The following is a 15,347-nucleotide window of genomic DNA, read 5'->3' as shown; positions in this document are numbered from 1 at the left end:
CCTCCCTTGTTGAACTTACAACGACCGGCGGATGGCCACCGGGTTCTTCCCAACTCAGCCGACCCACCATCCGGTGCGCTGGCCGCGATGAAACTGGATTGTCTTTTCCTCGGTATAATCCTCGACGGCGCGCTTGCCGAGTTCGCGTCCCAGACCGGACTGCTTGTAGCCGCCGAAAGGCAGTTCGGGATAACCTTCCATGAACGTGTTCACCCAAACAGTTCCCGAACGCACATTCCGCGCCACCGACATGCAGGTATCGATGCTGGCGCTCCACACGCCCGCCGACAGACCATAGGGCGTGTTGTTGGCGATGTGCAACGCCCTTTCAATCGATTCAAAAGTCAGCACCGAGAGCACCGGACCGAACACTTCCTCGCGCGCAATGGCCATGTCTTCGGTGATCGCGAACGATGGTTGGATCAAGATACTGGCCGGCGCTCGCAGCAAGCTGCTTGCCGCCGCTATAGATCCGGCCGCCGCCGTTTTCCGCTGCCGTCACGTAGCCGGTGACCTTGGCCATGTGGTCGGCGGAGATCATCGCGCCGACCTTGGTGCGGTCGTCGAGCGGGTCGCCAACAGTCACCTTGGCGGTGAGGGCTTTGACGGCGCCGAGGAACTCATCGGCGATCGCCTCATGGACGATTAGCCGGCTGCCGGCATTGCAGCATTCGCCGGCGTTGAAGAAGCCGCCGAATACCGCCGCGTCGGCGGCGGCATCGAGGTCGGCATCGGGAAAGACGATCTGGCCGTTCTTGCCGCCGAGCTCCATCGAGACTTTCTTCAGCGAGTTGGCGGCAGACGCCATGGTCATCCTGCCGACCCGGGTGGAGCCGGTGAACGACACCATCTCGACCAGCGGGTGGCTGACCATCGGTGCGCCGATATCGGCGCCCAGACCGGCAAGGATGTTGACGACGCCATCGGGCAGGCCGGCCTGCATCAGGATCTCGCCGAGCACGAAAGTCGAGGCCGAGGTCATCTCGCTCGGCTTGACCACCGCCGTGCAGCCGGCGGCGAGCGCGAAGGGCAGTTTCTGGCTGACGATAAGGAACGGGAAATTCCACGGCGTGATGATGGAGACGACGCCGATCGGTTCGCGCAGCACGACGCCGAGCATGGCGTCGCCGAGATTGGCGTAGCTTTCGCCGTGAAGCGTGCGGGCAAGTGCCGCGGCATAGCGCCAGATATCGACGGCGCCGCCGATCTCGCCGCGCGCCTGGGCAATCGGCTTGCCGGATTCCAGCGCGTCGAGCCGGGCAATCTCGTCCAGCCGCGCCTCGATCAGGTCAGCAGCCTTGAGCAGGATCGCGGCGCGTTCGGCTGCCTTCATGCGCGGCCACGGGCCGGTCTCGAAGGCCTTGTGCGCGGCCTGTACCGCCGTCTCGACGTCCGCCGCGCCGGCCTGTGCATAGCGCGAGACGGTGAAGCCGTGGCCGGGGCTGCTGCGCTCCAGCGCGCGGCCGTCCCGAGCGTCGACGAACTTGCCGTCGATCAGCAGCCGGTAGCTTTTCGGCGCTGCGGCTGCCTCGGCGGGCATGGCGATGTTGAGAGGTGCGTTCATGTGAGTTTCAGGTTCCTAAGATCTTGAGAACGCCGGTTTCTGCTTGGCCTTGAAAGCCTCGACGCCGGTCCTGAGATCGCTTGTCAGCGCGATGAAGCCGCTGGCCAGCGCTTCGGTCGCGGCAGCACTCTCCTCGCTTTCCGCGATGGCAATCATCAGCTTGGCGGCCTCGGTCGCGAGTGGGCCGCGCTCGGCGATCTTGCCGGCCCAGGCCTTGGCTTCGGCGAACGCCTTGCCGGTCTCGACCACCCGATCGACAATCCCCAGAGCAAGAGCCTCGGTCGCCAGAAACACCTCGCCGCCGAGCGCCATCCGCCGCACCGCCTGCGCGCCGAAGCGGCGCACGGCGCGCTGGGTGCCGGACCAGCCGGGAACGACGCCGATCGAGGTTTCGGGGAACCCCAGCTTCACCTGTGTTTCCGCCACGCGGAAGTCTGCAGCCGCCGCCAGTTCCAGCCCGCCGCCCAGCGCATGGCCGGCAAGCACGGCGATCGTCGGCTGCCGCAACCGCGCCAGCCGATCAAAGACGCGGTGGCCGTAGCGCACCCATTGCACCTGGAAATCGGCGGCGCTCATTTCTGCCCAAGCCTCGACATCGCCGCCGGCGCAAAAGCCTTTGCCTTCGCCGCAGATCAGCACGACGCGGACGGTCTGCGCCGCCTCGGCTTCGTCGAGCGCTGCTTCCAACCCCCGCAGCATCGGAATATCGAGCGCGTTGAATTTCTCCGGCCGGCGCAGCGTGACAATGCCTATGGCGCCGTCGGTTTCAAAGGTTACCAGACGCTCAGCCATGTGCGCCTCCAAGCGACGCGCCGCCATTGAGCGACAGGCCGATCGGCCGGTCCCGGTAGAGCGCATCCGGTGTGATTTTCAGGTCGTTGGCGACGGCGAGCGGGATCTCGGCCTGCGCCAGCACATCGCGCGCGAGGTCGATGCCCGGCGCCAACTCGGTCACCATCAGCCCCGCCGGCGTCAGTTTCATCACGCAGCGCTCGGTGACATAGGTGATGTCTTGTCCCTGGGCGACGGCACGCTTGCCGGAGAAGGAGATGTGCTCGACCTCGCCGACGACTTTCTTGACCTTGCCCTCCTGGTCGATACCGATGCCGCCATCGGCCAGAGACAGCTTGGCGCCGGCATTGAAGAAGCCGGAAAACACGATCTTCTTCGCCCGCGCGGTGATATCGACGAAGCCGCCGGCGCCGGCGGTGACATGCGGCCGCGCCGAAAGCCTGGACACGTTGACCGAGCCGTGGCGGTCGATCTGCAGGAAGGACAGCAGCGACGCATCGAAGCCGCCGGCCTGGAAATAGGTGAACTGGTGCGGCGAGGGCATGAAGGCGTCGGCATTCGACGAGCAGCCGAACTTGAAGTCGAGCAGCGGCACGCCGCCGACCGCGCCCTGTTCGATGACCCAGGTGACCTTGCCGTGCTGGCCTTCCTCGAGCAGGATACGCGGCACATTGGCCGAGATGCCAAAGCCGATATTGACCGCCATGCCATCGGCAAGCTCCATGGCGACGCGCCGGGCAATGACCTTCTGGACATTCATCTCGGCGTTGCGGAAGCTCGACAGCGGCCGGAAGATCTCGCCGGAGATGGCCGGATCGTAGGGCGTCAGCGTCGTCTGCAACTGGTCGGGCGCCACGACAATATGATCGACCAGCACGCCGGGCACGCGCACATCGTGTGGCTTCAGCGTGCCGTTCTCGACGACGCGCTTGACCTGCGCGATGACGATACCGCCATTGTTGCGGGCGGCCAGCGCCTGTTCGAGGCCGCCGAGATAGGCACCTTCATGCTCATAGGTGAGGTTGCCGCGCTCGTCGGCGGTGGTGGCGCGAATGACCGCGACCTGCGGCACGATCGCGCGGAAATAGAGCCATTCCTCGCCGTCGAACTGCTGCACCGAAACGATCGGCTCGCTGGCGGCGGCATTCATCGCGCAACCCTGGTGGCGCGGGTCGGCAAAGGTATCGAGCCCGACCTTGGTCAGCACGCCGGGACGCTTGGCGGCGGCCTCGCGATGCATGTCGAACAGGACGCCGGACGGCACGTTGTAAGCGGCGACCGTATTGTCGCCGATCATCTTCCAGATCTGTGGTGGCTCGGAAGATGACGGGCCGGAGGGATACGAGCCGCACAAGGTGCGCTTCAACAGGCCGGGCTTGGCTAAGTGATCGATCCCCTTGATGCCGTACATGTCACCGGCAGCGATCGGGTGTAGCGTCGTGATATCCTTGGGATGCCCTTCGGCGTCGAAGCGCTCGCCGATCGCGGCAAGCACCGCATCCGGACAGCCGAGGCCGCTCGACGACGACACGGAAACCACCACGCCATCCCTGATCAGGCCGGCCGCCTCAGCCGCGGAAACGAGCTTGCTCATCCAGCACTCCCGAGCTTCGGGTCGATGGCAACGGCCTTGCCGGACCTGGCCGACTGCAATGCCGCTTCGGCTGATGTCAGCGACCAGACGCCGTCTTCGCCGGTGGCGGAAGGCTGGCCCTCGCCGCGGATCGCCGCGTGGAATTGGCGCAGCGAACGGGCATAGAGATCTTCTCGGTCGAAGCTCAATTCCTCCTCGCCCTTTGCCGTTTGCAGCAACACAGTGCCGATTGGCTTCTGCGTCATCACATCCCTGGCGATCAGCGAGCCTTCGCTGCCATGCACCTCGAAGCCGGTGCCGGCGAATTTGGTGGTGAAGCCCTCATGCGACTGGGCGATGACGCCCGATGCGAAGCGCCAGAGGCACATGGCGCCGTCTTCCAGCCCGCAGGCGGCCATGCCAGCCGATTGCGTGAACGCCGAGATCTCGACGGGATCGTCGCCGAGCACGAAGCGCAGCGTGTCGGCATCGTGGACGGTGATGTCGAGCACCACGCCGCCGCCGGCGTCCGGCCTGGTGATGCGCCAGCCCTGCAGGTTTTCCGGCAGATAGACGGAGTGGAAGACGCGCGCGGCGATCGGTCTGCCGATGCGGCCGGCAGCGATCGCTTCGCGCATCGCCCGATGCGAGCCCGCATTGCGCAGATGGTGATTGGTGCCGAGCACGACGCCGGCGGCCCTGGCCGCTGCGACCATCTTGCGGGCGTCGGCGCTGGTCAGCGCCAGCGGCTTTTCGCAAAGCACATGCTTTCCCGCCTCAATGGCGGCGAGTGCCTGTTCGAGATGCAATTCGTTGGTGGTCGAGATGTAGACGGCGTCGATGTCGGAGCCGAGCAATTCATCAAGCGTCGAGACCGCCGCCGGAATGCGGTTTTCCCGAGCATAGGCGGTAGCCCGCTCCGGGCTGGAGCTCATCACTGCGGCGATCTCGCCGTCCGGCTGCGCGCGGATGGCGCCGATCATGAACTGTCTTGCGATCGTGCTGGCGCCGATCAGCCCCCAACTGACGGTCATGCCGCGTCTCCCATTCCTGCGCAGCCATGCTCCTTGCGATCGGGACCGCAGCTTTCCCTGACCACGAGGTTGACGGCGCCGATATGATCCTCGGCGCGCGTGGTGCGCGATTGGATCATCTTCAGCACGACATGGGCGGCGCGCTCGCCGAGGCCGGCGGTGTTCACCGCGACGCTGGTCAGCGCCGGCATGTAGTGCTCGGCCTCGGCGACGTCGTCGAAGCCGACGACGGCAAAGTCCGCGCCGGGCTCAAGGCCGCGCTTGCGCAGCGCCAGCAAGACGCCGAAGGCGACCGCATCGTTGAAGCAAAGGGCCGCGGTCGGCGGCGCGGCCATGGCGAGCGCGGTTTCCAGGCAGGCAATGCCGCCCTTGCGGCTGGTTTCGCCCTCGAAGACCAGCCTGTCGGCTGGTGCGATGCCGAGCGCTTCACAGGCCTCGCGAAAGCCGCCCAGCCGCTCGTGATAGACGACAAGGTCGGACGAGCCGCCGAAGAAGGCCAGCCGGCGGTGGCCCTTGCCGATCAGATGGGCGGTGGCAAGATAGGCGCCGCGATGATTGTCGGGCGTGATCACCGGGATGCGGCTTTCGGGGAGGCGGCGCATGACGAAAACGACCGGAACGCCTGCGGTCTCAAGGCGGCGGAACGCGCCAGGCGTGGTGCCGCGCGCCGGCGACACGACGAGCCCGGCGACACCCTGCTCCATCAGCGATTTCAGAACCTCTTCCTGGCGCACCGGGCTCTCCGCCGTGTTGGCGATGAAAGGCACGATGCCGGCCGACTGGAAGACGCGCTCCATGCCGACCGCCATCTCGGCGAAAAACGGATTGGTAAGATCGTTGATGACCATGCCGATGACGTTGGAATGGGCCTTGCGCAGATTGGCGGCGCCGCGGTTGTAGACATAGCCGACATCCTCGATCGCCTTGCGCACCTTGAGCGCGGTCTCAGGCCGGATCAGCCGGCTGCCTTGCAACACCAGCGATACCGTCGATTTGGACACGCCCGCCTCACGGGCGATGTCGAGTATCGTTGCCTTGGCCCGGCTGGCCATCCAGATCTGTCCTCCCGGAGGTTTCTTATGCGATTTCTATTGGAACGATCTAATCTCCGCGAGGCATTTGAGTCAATCGTGTTTTTGCGAACCCGAGAAAAGTGCGGCTCAGTGGGTGCAATCGTCTACTAAATACGGCTTCACCTGCTGCGATGCAGCAATTTGAGCTGCGCGAGGCAGGGCGGCAAAGTCTCTTGATTTATTGGAACGTTCCATTTAATAGGCGCTGGGAAGGAGAGAGCCATGGACATCACCTTGCCCGGGGAAGGCGGCGGCCGCGTCCTCTACCGGCTTATCGGCCAGCCGGTGCAGCCTGTGGCCAGCGCGCGGTTCTCGCGTATCGCCTACGCCGCGGCCCATGTCGTCGCCGATCCTTTCGCCATGACCAATCCATGGTCGAGGCCCGCGGTCGACTGGGACAAGACGATGGCGTTTCGCCATCACCTCTGGCGGCTCGGCTTCCGTGTCGCCGAAGCGATGGATACCTCGCAGCGCGGAATGGGCTTCGACTGGGTGAATGCCAGGGAATTGATCCGCCGCTCGATCGCCGAGGCGCGGAGCGTCGAGGGCGCCACTCTCGCGTCAGGCGCAGGCACCGACCATCTGACGCCGGGGGCGGCGAGCACGCTCGACGATGTCATCGCGGCCTATGAGGAGCAGTTCGGGTTCATCGAAGGGCTTGGCGGCAAGGTGATCATGATGGCCAGCCGCGCGCTTGCGGCGATCGCCAAAGGCCCCGACGATTATGCCAGCGTCTACGACCGCATCCTGTCCCAGGCATCCGGCAAGGTTATCCTGCACTGGCTGGGCGACGTGTTCGATCCGGCGCTGAAAGGCTACTGGGGCAGCAGCGATTTCGAAACTGCGCTCGAGACGGTGATCGCCATCATCGAACGCCACGCCGGCACGGTCGAGGGCATAAAGATATCGATGCTCGATGCCGGCAAGGAGATCGCGCTCAGGGACCGGCTGCCCGAGGGCGTGGTGATGTTCACCGGCGACGACTTCAATTACCCCGAGCTGATCGCCGGCAACGGCGACAGACATTCGCACGCGCTGCTCGGAATTTTCGATGCGATCGCGCCGGTCGCCAATGCAGCGCTGGCAAAGCTGGCCGACGGCGACCGCGCCGGCTACGACGCGCTGATGGCCCCGACAGTGCCGCTGTCGCGCAAAATCTTCGAGGCGCCGACCGAATATTACAAGGCCGGCATCGTCTTCATGGCATGGCTGAACGGCCACCAGGAGCATTTTTCGATGATCGGCGGCATGCAATCCGCGCGCGGCATCCGCCACTATTCCGATGTCTTTCGCCTTGCCGACCAGGCAGGGTTGCTGGCCGACCCCGAGCTTGCCATTGCCAGAATGACAAGCCTCTGCGCGGTAGCGGGCGTCTGATCGCGAGCGCTACAGCGTCCGATCCAAAGGTTGCTTCGGGTGGCTTTGCGATTTGCCTTGTCTGGGCAAATCTGTATGCGGTATGCGTCCGGCAACAGAGAAGCCGATCCGGCGCTCCGCCGGCCAACTGGCATAGCTGCCGTTCTGCATTGGGGTAAGCTGATGACCTTCGACCTTCAGGGCAAGCGTGTTTTCGTGGCCGGACATCGCGGCATGGTCGGCTCGGCCATCCTGCGCCGATTGGCCGACGAGGATTGCGAGATCCTGACCGCCTCGCGCACCGAGCTCGATCTTCTCGACCAGTCCGGCGTGCGGCACTGGATGGCCGACCGCAAGCCGGATGCAGTGGTGATGGCGGCGGCCAAGGTTGGCGGTATCCTGGCCAACAACAGGCTTCCGGTCGATTTTCTGCAGGACAATCTCGTCATGCAGAACAATGTCATCGACAGCGCCTTCCGCAACGAGGTGCAAAAGCTGCTGTTTCTCGGTTCATCCTGCATCTATCCCAAATTCGCGGCGCAGCCGATCTCCGAGGACGCCTTGCTGACCGGGCCGCTCGAGCCCACCAACGAATGGTATGCGATCGCCAAGATCGCCGGGCTGAAACTGTGCCAGGCCTATCGGCGCCAGTACGGCGTCGACTACATCTCGGCGATGCCGACCAATCTCTACGGTCCGGGCGACAATTTCGACCTCAATTCCAGCCATGTCGTGCCCGCTCTGATGCGCAAGGCGCACGAGGCCAGGCGCGCCGGCCGCAAGAGCCTGGAGGTGTGGGGATCAGGCACGCCGATGCGTGAATTCCTGCATGTCGACGACGCCGCCGACGCGCTGGTCTGGCTGCTGAAGAATTATTCGGGCGACAGCCACATCAATGTCGGCTCTGGGGAAGACATCACCATTGCCGATCTTGCCCGCACCATCGTGTCGGTCGCCGGCGCCGATGCTGCGATAACGTTCGATGCGACGAAGCCGGACGGCACGCCGCGCAAGCTGATGGACGTGTCGCGTCTGTTCGCCACCGGCTGGCGCCCGCGCTACTCGCTGCGCAGCGGATTGGAACAGACCTATGCGTGGTTTCTGGAGCACGTCGAGACCGGTGATCTCCGCCTCGGCGCGGCCTGAGGCTGGTATAGGCCGGGAACGTCAGTCGACGAAAAATACCAACGGCCAATCGAGGGATTGTCTGGATGGTGGGCGTGACAGGGATTGAACCTGTGACCCCTGCAATGTCAATGCAGTGCTCTCCCGCTGAGCTACACGCCCATCCGAAGCCGCGCATACACCATTTTTGGTTCGGCACGTCAATAGCGGGAAAAGCGAAAGAATGGCTGGCTTGCGGCGTTGGTCAAGACGCGACAAAAAGCGCGTCAGGCGGCCTGCAGCATCTTTTCGACTTCGTTGACGAGGTCGCGCAGGTGGAACGGCTTCGATAGCACCTTGGCGTCTTTCGGCGCCTTGGAGTCAGGGTTCAGGGCGACCGCGGCGAAGCCGGTGATGAACATCACCTTGAGGTCGGGATCGATCTCGGTAGCGCGGCGGGCGAGCTCGATGCCATCCATCTCGGGCATGACGATGTCGGTCAAAAGCAGCGAAAAAGGCTCCTCGCGCAGCCGCTCATAGGCACTGGCGCCATTGTCGAAATCGCTGACCTGATAACCGGCGCGCTCCAGCGCCTTGACGAGGAACCGGCGCATGTCGTCGTCGTCTTCCGCCAGCAGAATGCGTGCCATCTTGTCCCGTCCGAATCACCCAACCGACAATGCCGTGCGGCAAGCCCGTTAACCATGCTGTATATGAGGAGGTGACGGTAAACATCAAGTGAACGTTGGGCGCACAATCCTGATTTGGCTGACGCTTCGGCGGCTGGACATGCGGGCGGCGAGGTGGCACTTTCCTATCATGATGCATTGGTATTCCCGGGTTCGTTCAAATTGAAAACGGCAGCCGAGGATTTTTCGGTCGTTCCACCCTTCGAAATCCGATCGGGCGCCGAACAGCGCGTTCCCTTCCTCTTCAACTCGCCGCATAGCGGCCGCTACTATCCGGACCGGTTCATGGCGATGGCCAAGCTGGACCGCAACGCGATCCGTCGCTCCGAGGACTGCTATGTCGAGGAATTGTTCGGCGGTGCCGTCGCGCTAGGGGCGCCGATGCTGGCGGCAAACTTCCCGCGTGCCTATCTCGACGTCAACCGGGAGCCGTGGGAACTCGACCCGCGCATGTTCGCCGAACCGGTGCCGTCATTCTGCAACATCCGCTCAGCGCGGGTGGCCGGCGGACTCGGCACCGTGCCCAAGCTTGTAGGCGAGGGGCTCGACATCTATTCCGGCCGCTTGCCGCTGGCGGAGGCCGTGGCGCGCATCGAAGCGGTCTACAAGCCCTATCACGAGACGCTGAAACGGCTCTTGACCAGAACCCATGCGCGCTTCGGCTATGCCGTGCTGATTGACTGCCACTCGATGCCGGCAAGCATAAGGGTCGGCGACAGCGGATTGCGGCCGGATTTCATCGTCGGCGACCGCTTTGGCATTTCCGCCGCGGCGGCGTTGACCGAGACCGCGATCGGCCTGCTCACCGGCATGGGCTACAGCGTCGCCCACAACAAGCCCTATGCCGGAGGCTTCATCACCGAGCACTATGGCCGCCCAGTGCGCCATCTGCATGCGCTGCAGATCGAGGTCAATCGCGGGCTCTACATGAATGAGCGGACGTTCCAGAGATCATCTGGTTTCGACGCCCTGGCGGACGATCTGGCGCGGTTTTCAGCCGAACTGATGGCGATGCCCGATCACAATTTCATGGATCTGCCGCTGGCCGCCGAATAGCCGCGGAATCGCGGCACTCGCCGCTCATGCGGCGGCATAAAAAAAGACCGCATCGTTTGCACGACACGGTCGAAGTCTAGGGAGGAAACGCCCAAGGAGGGCATGGACAGGGAACCCCTGTCCGAGAACAAACGTATTGTGCGCTGCACAAATGTCAAGGCGCGTTCCGGCTTTTTTAATTCACTGTGAAGTGGAAATTGCATTTCCACGATGATTGCGTTGCATTCGAGCAACAGTTAGCGTCCAGCGAAAGGCTCCGAACGCCCTTGTTTCGGCATAAACGCCCTTGTTTCGGCCTAAAACCGTGGGCTAACGGGCATCTCAAAACATGCTGGAGCGGGAGAATCAGTTGGACGTCAGCATCGAGTTTATGCGGCGCGTTGCGCATGCCGCCGCGGCGGAGACCTTGCCGCGCTTCCGCAATCAGGGCGCGGTCACCAACAAGGAGCGCGGCAGCTTCGACCCCGTCACCGAGGCCGACCGCGAGGCCGAGCGGGCCATCCGGGCGCTGATCAACGCGCAATACCCCGATCACGGGATCCTCGGCGAGGAGCATGGCAGCGAAAACATCTCCAGCCGGCATGTCTGGGTGATCGATCCGATCGATGGAACACGCGCCTTCATCTCCGGCCTGCCGGTATGGGGAACACTGGTCGGGCTGACGGTCGACGGCGACGCCGTCGCCGGCATGATGTCGCAGCCCTTCACCGGCGAGCTGTTCTACGCCAATGCTTCCGGCTCGCACTATGAAGGTCCGGGTGGCTCGCGAAAACTCGCAACGCGCAAGACGACGAAGCTCGCAGAGGCGACTCTGTTCACCACCACGCCGGCGCTGTTCAAGGGAGACGCGCGCCTGCGCTACGACCTGTTCGAGCAACAGGTCCAGCTCGCCCGTTACGGCACCGACTGCTATGCCTTCGCCATGGTGGCGGCGGGCAGCGTCGATATCGTTGCCGATCCCGGATTGAAACCCTACGACATCGTCGCGCTGATCCCGATCATCGAGAAGGCAGGCGGCGTTGTCACCACCTTCGAAGGCGGGCCGGCGGAAAACGGCGGCGACATCCTGGCGGCGGCGACACCGGAACTGCACGCGGCGGCGATGGCGGCGCTGCGCGGCTAGGGATCCGTGCACCCACGCGTCTGGTTTTTGCGCAAATCCGACGGAAACCGCGGTACGGTTCCAAAGTGCGTCGCGCGTTGAATGGCGCGCGCTCGCATTTTTTGTATGTCGTTATCGCACAACCGCTGCGCACTTTTGCGCGACATGCATTAGCTATCGGCAGGCCAAGCATCCGAGAGACGCAGGCCCCACAAAATGAGCACGAAAGAGATGAGGCCGGTCGGCGCGGACGAATACGCCACACCTTTGATCACTGCTTCCTGAAGGGCACTTCCGTGGAAGGCTCCGGCCGCTAACGGCATAGTCTCGTTGCCGGCCGCCCAGGCGCTGGCGATCACGTAGGCGGCCAGGATCGCCAAAGCCGAATAGATCAGCAGCCAGAATGCAATCCGCGACGTCGCCGCGCCGAGATTGAGCCTAGACCATGTGAGGCCTAGCGCCAGCAAGAGAACGCCCTCCAGGGCGCCGAGCGTGTGCGCGGACAGTCCGAGCCGCGGTGCGGCGAGATACGGTATTGCAAACCCTTCGAATGACGAAAACAGCAGCAGCGCGACGCCAATCTGCAGTAGCCGATGCCCCTGACGTGACAGCGTGTTCGATGCGTTCATGGTCGTTTTTCTCCCGGCGAATGGCCTCCAACCTCTTTGGCAGCAAGCTAGCGCTCGATGCCTGAACGGGAATAAGGGGGGCACGCTGCGCCGGACAAGCGACCCGTGCGGGCCTTGTCGGCGGGCGCCGGCGAAGCGGTCAAACAGCGTCGCCGGTTCCGGGGATGAAGGCATCGAATGCCGCAAGCAACTGCTCGCGATAGAGGTCGGCTTCCTGGAGGATCTCATGGCGGGCGCCGTCGATCATCACTAGCGAGCCGACGCGCAGACGTCTCGCATAGGCTTCGACTGCCCTGGTCGAGACGACTTGGTCGGCGCCGGCGGCGATCATCAGCAAGGGCACCTGGATCTTGGCCATGAAATCCGGGTCGCTGACGATCAAGGATGCCTCCGTGGCCGCCTTCAGCCAGCGGATCGTCGGTCCGCCGAGCGCCAGCTGCGGATAGGTTTCGTAGATCAGCGTATTGCGCCGATAGCGCGCCGGGTCGCTGGTCAGCTTGTTCATGGCGAAGGGCACCGATTCCTTCGGCCGCGGCCCCCATGCGGCATAGATCCGGCCGAGGCCGAGAAGGCAGAACAGCGAACAGATGCGGCGAACGGTTTTTACCGAAACCGGCAGGTCGGGCACTGTGAAGAACGGTGCGATCAGCACCATGCGGCGCACGCGGTTCGCCATTGAGGGCGCGGCAAGCAGCGCAATCACCGCGCCAGCCGAATGGGCCAGTATGTAGTAGGGCCCTCGGCAATCGGGCAGCACGATCTCTTCGAAGAACTGCTCCAGATCACCGGTATAGTCGAAGAAGCTCCGGACGTGGCCGCGCTGTCGGTCGCCGATCATCCGGTCGGAAGCGCCCTGGCCGCGCCAGTCGAGGGTTGCCACGCCAAAGCCCCGGTCGGCAAGGTTGCGAATGGTCTCGAAATACTTCTCGATGCACTCGTTGCGGCCGGTCAGGACGACCACGGTGCCCTTCATGGGGCGGGCAACCGCGGCAAACAGCCCATAGCGGATCTTCTTGCCGTCGCGCGTGGTGAAGAAGCCACCGGCTGCGTTTTCCGGCAGCGGATTGTCCGGAGTTTCGTGGAAGACGGGTGTCTGGTGGAAAAGATCGGTCATACGGTGTTTGGCTAGTGTCGGTGCCGACGGGCGCAAGTCAGGCATAAACGCCCATGCGCCAAAAGCAAAGGAATTCGGGACGCCGGGGAGGTCGACAGGCAGCGAAGAAATAAGGCCGGAAGCAGCCTTGGGCGTACTTCCGGCCTCTGTCGACCCGGGAGGAAGGGACGTTGCACCCGGTTCGGCCTCGTCGTGTCGCCTTTTTTCGCGACCTGTTCGTTATCTCGAGAACAGTTTTAATGCCGCCTGGCTGAACGCTCGCCGAAGCCACGGTTCATCTGCCGTTCATCGGCATCGGGACGTCGGCCGAGACCGGTCCCGTTTGGACGCGGAAAATCTTGAAATGCCGTCGTCCGCTTCCCAAATTTGTCATGCGGTCGCCAATGTCGGGGCCGCTGGCCCATCCGGAACGCTGTTACGGGTTTCGCACCGGCCATACGCAACCTTGTTGCTCAACAGGAGAACACATCATGCGTCACGTTGATTTTTCCCCGCTCTACCGTTCGACCGTCGGTTTCGACCGGCTGTTCACCATGCTCGATTCGCTTGCGCAGCCGGAAGGCCAGACGTATCCGCCTTACAACATCGAGCGCACGGGCGAGGATGCCTATCGCATCTCGATGGCTGTGGCCGGCTTCTCGGAAGATGAGATTTCGATCGAAGCTCACCGCAATGTGCTGACCGTCAAGGGTGAGCGCAAGGAGGAAGGCAATGGCGAAGGCTCCGAACTGCTCTATCGCGGTATCGCCAGCCGAGCCTTCGAGCGCCGCTTCCAGCTTGCCGATCACGTCGAGGTTGTCGGCGCCGCGCTGAAGAACGGGCTGCTCTCCGTCGACCTCAAGCGCAACATCCCCGAAGAGCTGAAGCCGCGCAAGATCGCGATCACCTCGGCTCCGGCCAAGGCCAAGCAGATCGAGGCCAAGACTGCCGCCTAAGCCAGGCAGCTAAGTTCTCTGGGGACGCCAACTCCCCGGGAAGAAAGGGCGGTGCAGCAATGCGCCGCTCTTTTTGCTGGGTAAGGCTTGCTATCCGGCGAGCAGGTAGCCGAAACGGTCGACCTCGTCGGGCGTGGTCGCGAAGCTGGTGACGAAGCGATAGAGCGCTTCGTCCTCGCCGATGTGGCCGTCGTAGCCGAGCGGCCTGTGCCAGTCATGGAAGGCCGCGCCTGCCGCTTGCATGCTTTCGGCCTCGGCCTTTTTCATGACCGCGAAGACCTCGTTCGCCTGCGGCAGCCAGGCCAGCCGGGCGGAAGGGGAATCTTCTATCGCCGCGGCAAGCCGTGCCGCCATCGCATTGGCGTGCCGTGCCGTATCGAGCCATAGCCCACCCCTGAAATAAGCATCGAATTGCGCGGCGATGAAACGCGATTTCGAGAACAGCTGGGCCGCGCGCTTGCGCAAAAAGGCCAATTCCTTGGCTCGCTCGAGGTCGAACAGCACGATCGCCTCGGCGCACCAACAGCCATTCTTGGTGCCGCCGAAGGAGAGGATGTCGATACCGTGCTTCCAGGTCATTTCGGCCGGCGTCGTTTCCAGCGCGACGAGCGCATTGGCAAAGCGGGCCCCGTCCATGTGCAGCGGCAGTCCATGCTGCTTTGCGATCGCCGAAATCCTGGCGATTTCGTTCAGCGTGTAGACGGTTCCGACCTCGGTCGACTGAGTGATCGAAACGGCAACCGGCCGCCCGGAATGGACGTTTTCGGGTGCGAAACGGTCCACCGCCCGTTCCAGATTGCCGGCATCGATCTTGCCGAGCGCGCCTTCGACTGTATAAAGCCGCGAACCGCCGGTGAAATATTCCGGTGCACCGCATTCGTCCTCGATGACGTGCGATTCGCGATGGCAGAAGGAAATGCCGCCTGGCTTGTTATAGGTAGTCAGCGACAGCGAATTGGCAGCGGTGCCGGTGGCGACGAAAAACACCGCGACTTCGCATTCGAAGATCTCATTGAAGCGCTGGTAAACTGCCTTGTCGAGGACGCCGTCGCCATAAGCGGTGGAGAAGCCCTCGGCATGGGCCGAGAGGCCGGCAGCGATACGGGGATGGGCGCCTGCCCAATTGTCGGAAGCGAAAATCATGCGTCTGCCTATGTTGGGGAAATCGGTGCGAGCTTGGCCGCTTTCGCATGCCGGCCGCAAGGGGCAGATACCGAAAATCCGCTAAAGCCAGCGAAACGCATGAGCGTACATGCAGCGACGGAAGGTTACGCTGGCACCGGGTTTCCGCGCAATTTTCTGTCGCGAAAGCTTCAAGAATTTTGT

The 15,347-nt window shown here is 63.5% G+C and carries 13 protein-coding genes, 1 tRNA gene and 1 pseudogene; 5 read left to right on the top strand and 10 right to left on the bottom strand.

From position 1 onward, the window contains the following. Positions 1–54: 54 nt before the first annotated feature. From NKH50_RS07960 to NKH50_RS07940, 5 genes and pseudogenes are all read right to left on the bottom strand, one after another. Positions 55–1,540 (bottom strand): annotated as a pseudogene (locus NKH50_RS07960) (aldehyde dehydrogenase family protein). A gap of 39 nt (positions 1,541–1,579) precedes the next feature. Then, complete coding sequence (locus tag NKH50_RS07955; protein WP_352877789.1) at positions 1,580–2,356, bottom strand: enoyl-CoA hydratase/isomerase family protein; 777 nt, start codon at positions 2,354–2,356, stop codon at positions 1,580–1,582. Next, positions 2,349–3,950, bottom strand: a complete 1,602-nt coding sequence (locus tag NKH50_RS07950) for an acyl CoA:acetate/3-ketoacid CoA transferase (protein ID WP_352877786.1) — start codon at positions 3,948–3,950, stop codon at positions 2,349–2,351. The genes NKH50_RS07955 and NKH50_RS07950 overlap by 8 nt, the downstream gene beginning before the upstream one ends. Further along, positions 3,947–4,963: a Gfo/Idh/MocA family protein gene (locus NKH50_RS07945; protein ID WP_352877783.1), complete on the bottom strand. Its 1,017-nt coding sequence runs from the start codon at positions 4,961–4,963 to the stop codon at positions 3,947–3,949. The genes NKH50_RS07950 and NKH50_RS07945 overlap by 4 nt, the downstream gene beginning before the upstream one ends. Further along, positions 4,960–6,015 carry a LacI family DNA-binding transcriptional regulator gene (locus tag NKH50_RS07940; RefSeq protein WP_352702768.1) on the bottom strand — a complete coding sequence of 352 codons (1,056 nt, stop codon included), beginning with the start codon at positions 6,013–6,015 and terminating at the stop codon, positions 4,960–4,962. Before NKH50_RS07940 ends, NKH50_RS07945 begins: the two co-directional genes overlap by 4 nt. A gap of 243 nt (positions 6,016–6,258) precedes the next feature. Between NKH50_RS07940 and NKH50_RS07935 the strand changes: the two genes are divergently transcribed. Then, complete coding sequence (locus NKH50_RS07935) at positions 6,259–7,413, top strand: dihydrodipicolinate synthase family protein (protein ID WP_352702770.1); 1,155 nt, start codon at positions 6,259–6,261, stop codon at positions 7,411–7,413. A gap of 162 nt (positions 7,414–7,575) precedes the next feature. Then, positions 7,576–8,538 (top strand): GDP-L-fucose synthase, encoded by a 963-nt coding sequence (fcl, locus tag NKH50_RS07930; protein WP_352702772.1) that lies wholly within the window; start codon positions 7,576–7,578, stop codon positions 8,536–8,538. 66 nt (positions 8,539–8,604) lie between these two features. On the opposite strand, the gene NKH50_RS07925 is transcribed toward fcl, so the two are convergent. Together NKH50_RS07925 and cpdR are read right to left on the bottom strand one after the other, a co-directional pair. Next, positions 8,605–8,679 (bottom strand) — tRNA-Val (locus NKH50_RS07925). Positions 8,680–8,783: 104 nt separating this feature from the next. Continuing rightward, positions 8,784–9,146, bottom strand: a complete 363-nt coding sequence (gene cpdR / locus NKH50_RS07920; RefSeq protein WP_006199474.1) for a cell cycle two-component system response regulator CpdR — start codon at positions 9,144–9,146, stop codon at positions 8,784–8,786. 153 nt (positions 9,147–9,299) lie between these two features. Between cpdR and NKH50_RS07915 the strand changes: the two genes are divergently transcribed. Continuing rightward, positions 9,300–10,241 carry an N-formylglutamate amidohydrolase gene (locus NKH50_RS07915; RefSeq protein ID WP_254816915.1) on the top strand — a complete coding sequence of 314 codons (942 nt, stop codon included), beginning with the start codon at positions 9,300–9,302 and terminating at the stop codon, positions 10,239–10,241. Positions 10,242–10,590: 349 nt separating this feature from the next. After that, entirely contained in the window at positions 10,591–11,364 is a 774-nt protein-coding gene (gene hisN / locus NKH50_RS07910) for a histidinol-phosphatase (protein ID WP_352647618.1), read from the top strand. 149 nt (positions 11,365–11,513) lie between these two features. Here the strand turns inward: hisN and NKH50_RS07905 are convergent, their stop codons facing one another. Both NKH50_RS07905 and NKH50_RS07900 read right to left on the bottom strand, forming a co-directional pair. Beyond that, positions 11,514–11,972 carry a styrene oxide isomerase gene (locus tag NKH50_RS07905; protein ID WP_352877778.1) on the bottom strand — a complete coding sequence of 153 codons (459 nt, stop codon included), beginning with the start codon at positions 11,970–11,972 and terminating at the stop codon, positions 11,514–11,516. Between the two features lie 139 nt (positions 11,973–12,111). Then, entirely contained in the window at positions 12,112–13,086 is a 975-nt protein-coding gene (locus NKH50_RS07900; RefSeq protein ID WP_352877775.1) for an alpha/beta fold hydrolase, read from the bottom strand. A 470-nt stretch (positions 13,087–13,556) separates the two neighbouring features. Between NKH50_RS07900 and NKH50_RS07895 the strand changes: the two genes are divergently transcribed. After that, complete coding sequence (locus tag NKH50_RS07895; RefSeq protein WP_352478207.1) at positions 13,557–14,021, top strand: Hsp20 family protein; 465 nt, start codon at positions 13,557–13,559, stop codon at positions 14,019–14,021. A 90-nt stretch (positions 14,022–14,111) separates the two neighbouring features. Here NKH50_RS07895 and NKH50_RS07890 read toward each other — a convergent pair whose 3' ends face one another. Next, positions 14,112–15,164 (bottom strand): threonine aldolase family protein, encoded by a 1,053-nt coding sequence (locus NKH50_RS07890; RefSeq protein WP_254816920.1) that lies wholly within the window; start codon positions 15,162–15,164, stop codon positions 14,112–14,114. Positions 15,165–15,347 lie beyond the last annotated feature (183 nt).

Source organism: Mesorhizobium sp. M1027 (genome assembly GCF_040318745.1).
Lineage (GTDB): Bacteria > Pseudomonadota > Alphaproteobacteria > Rhizobiales > Rhizobiaceae > Mesorhizobium.
This window is presented reverse-complemented; position numbering and strand designations above follow the sequence as displayed.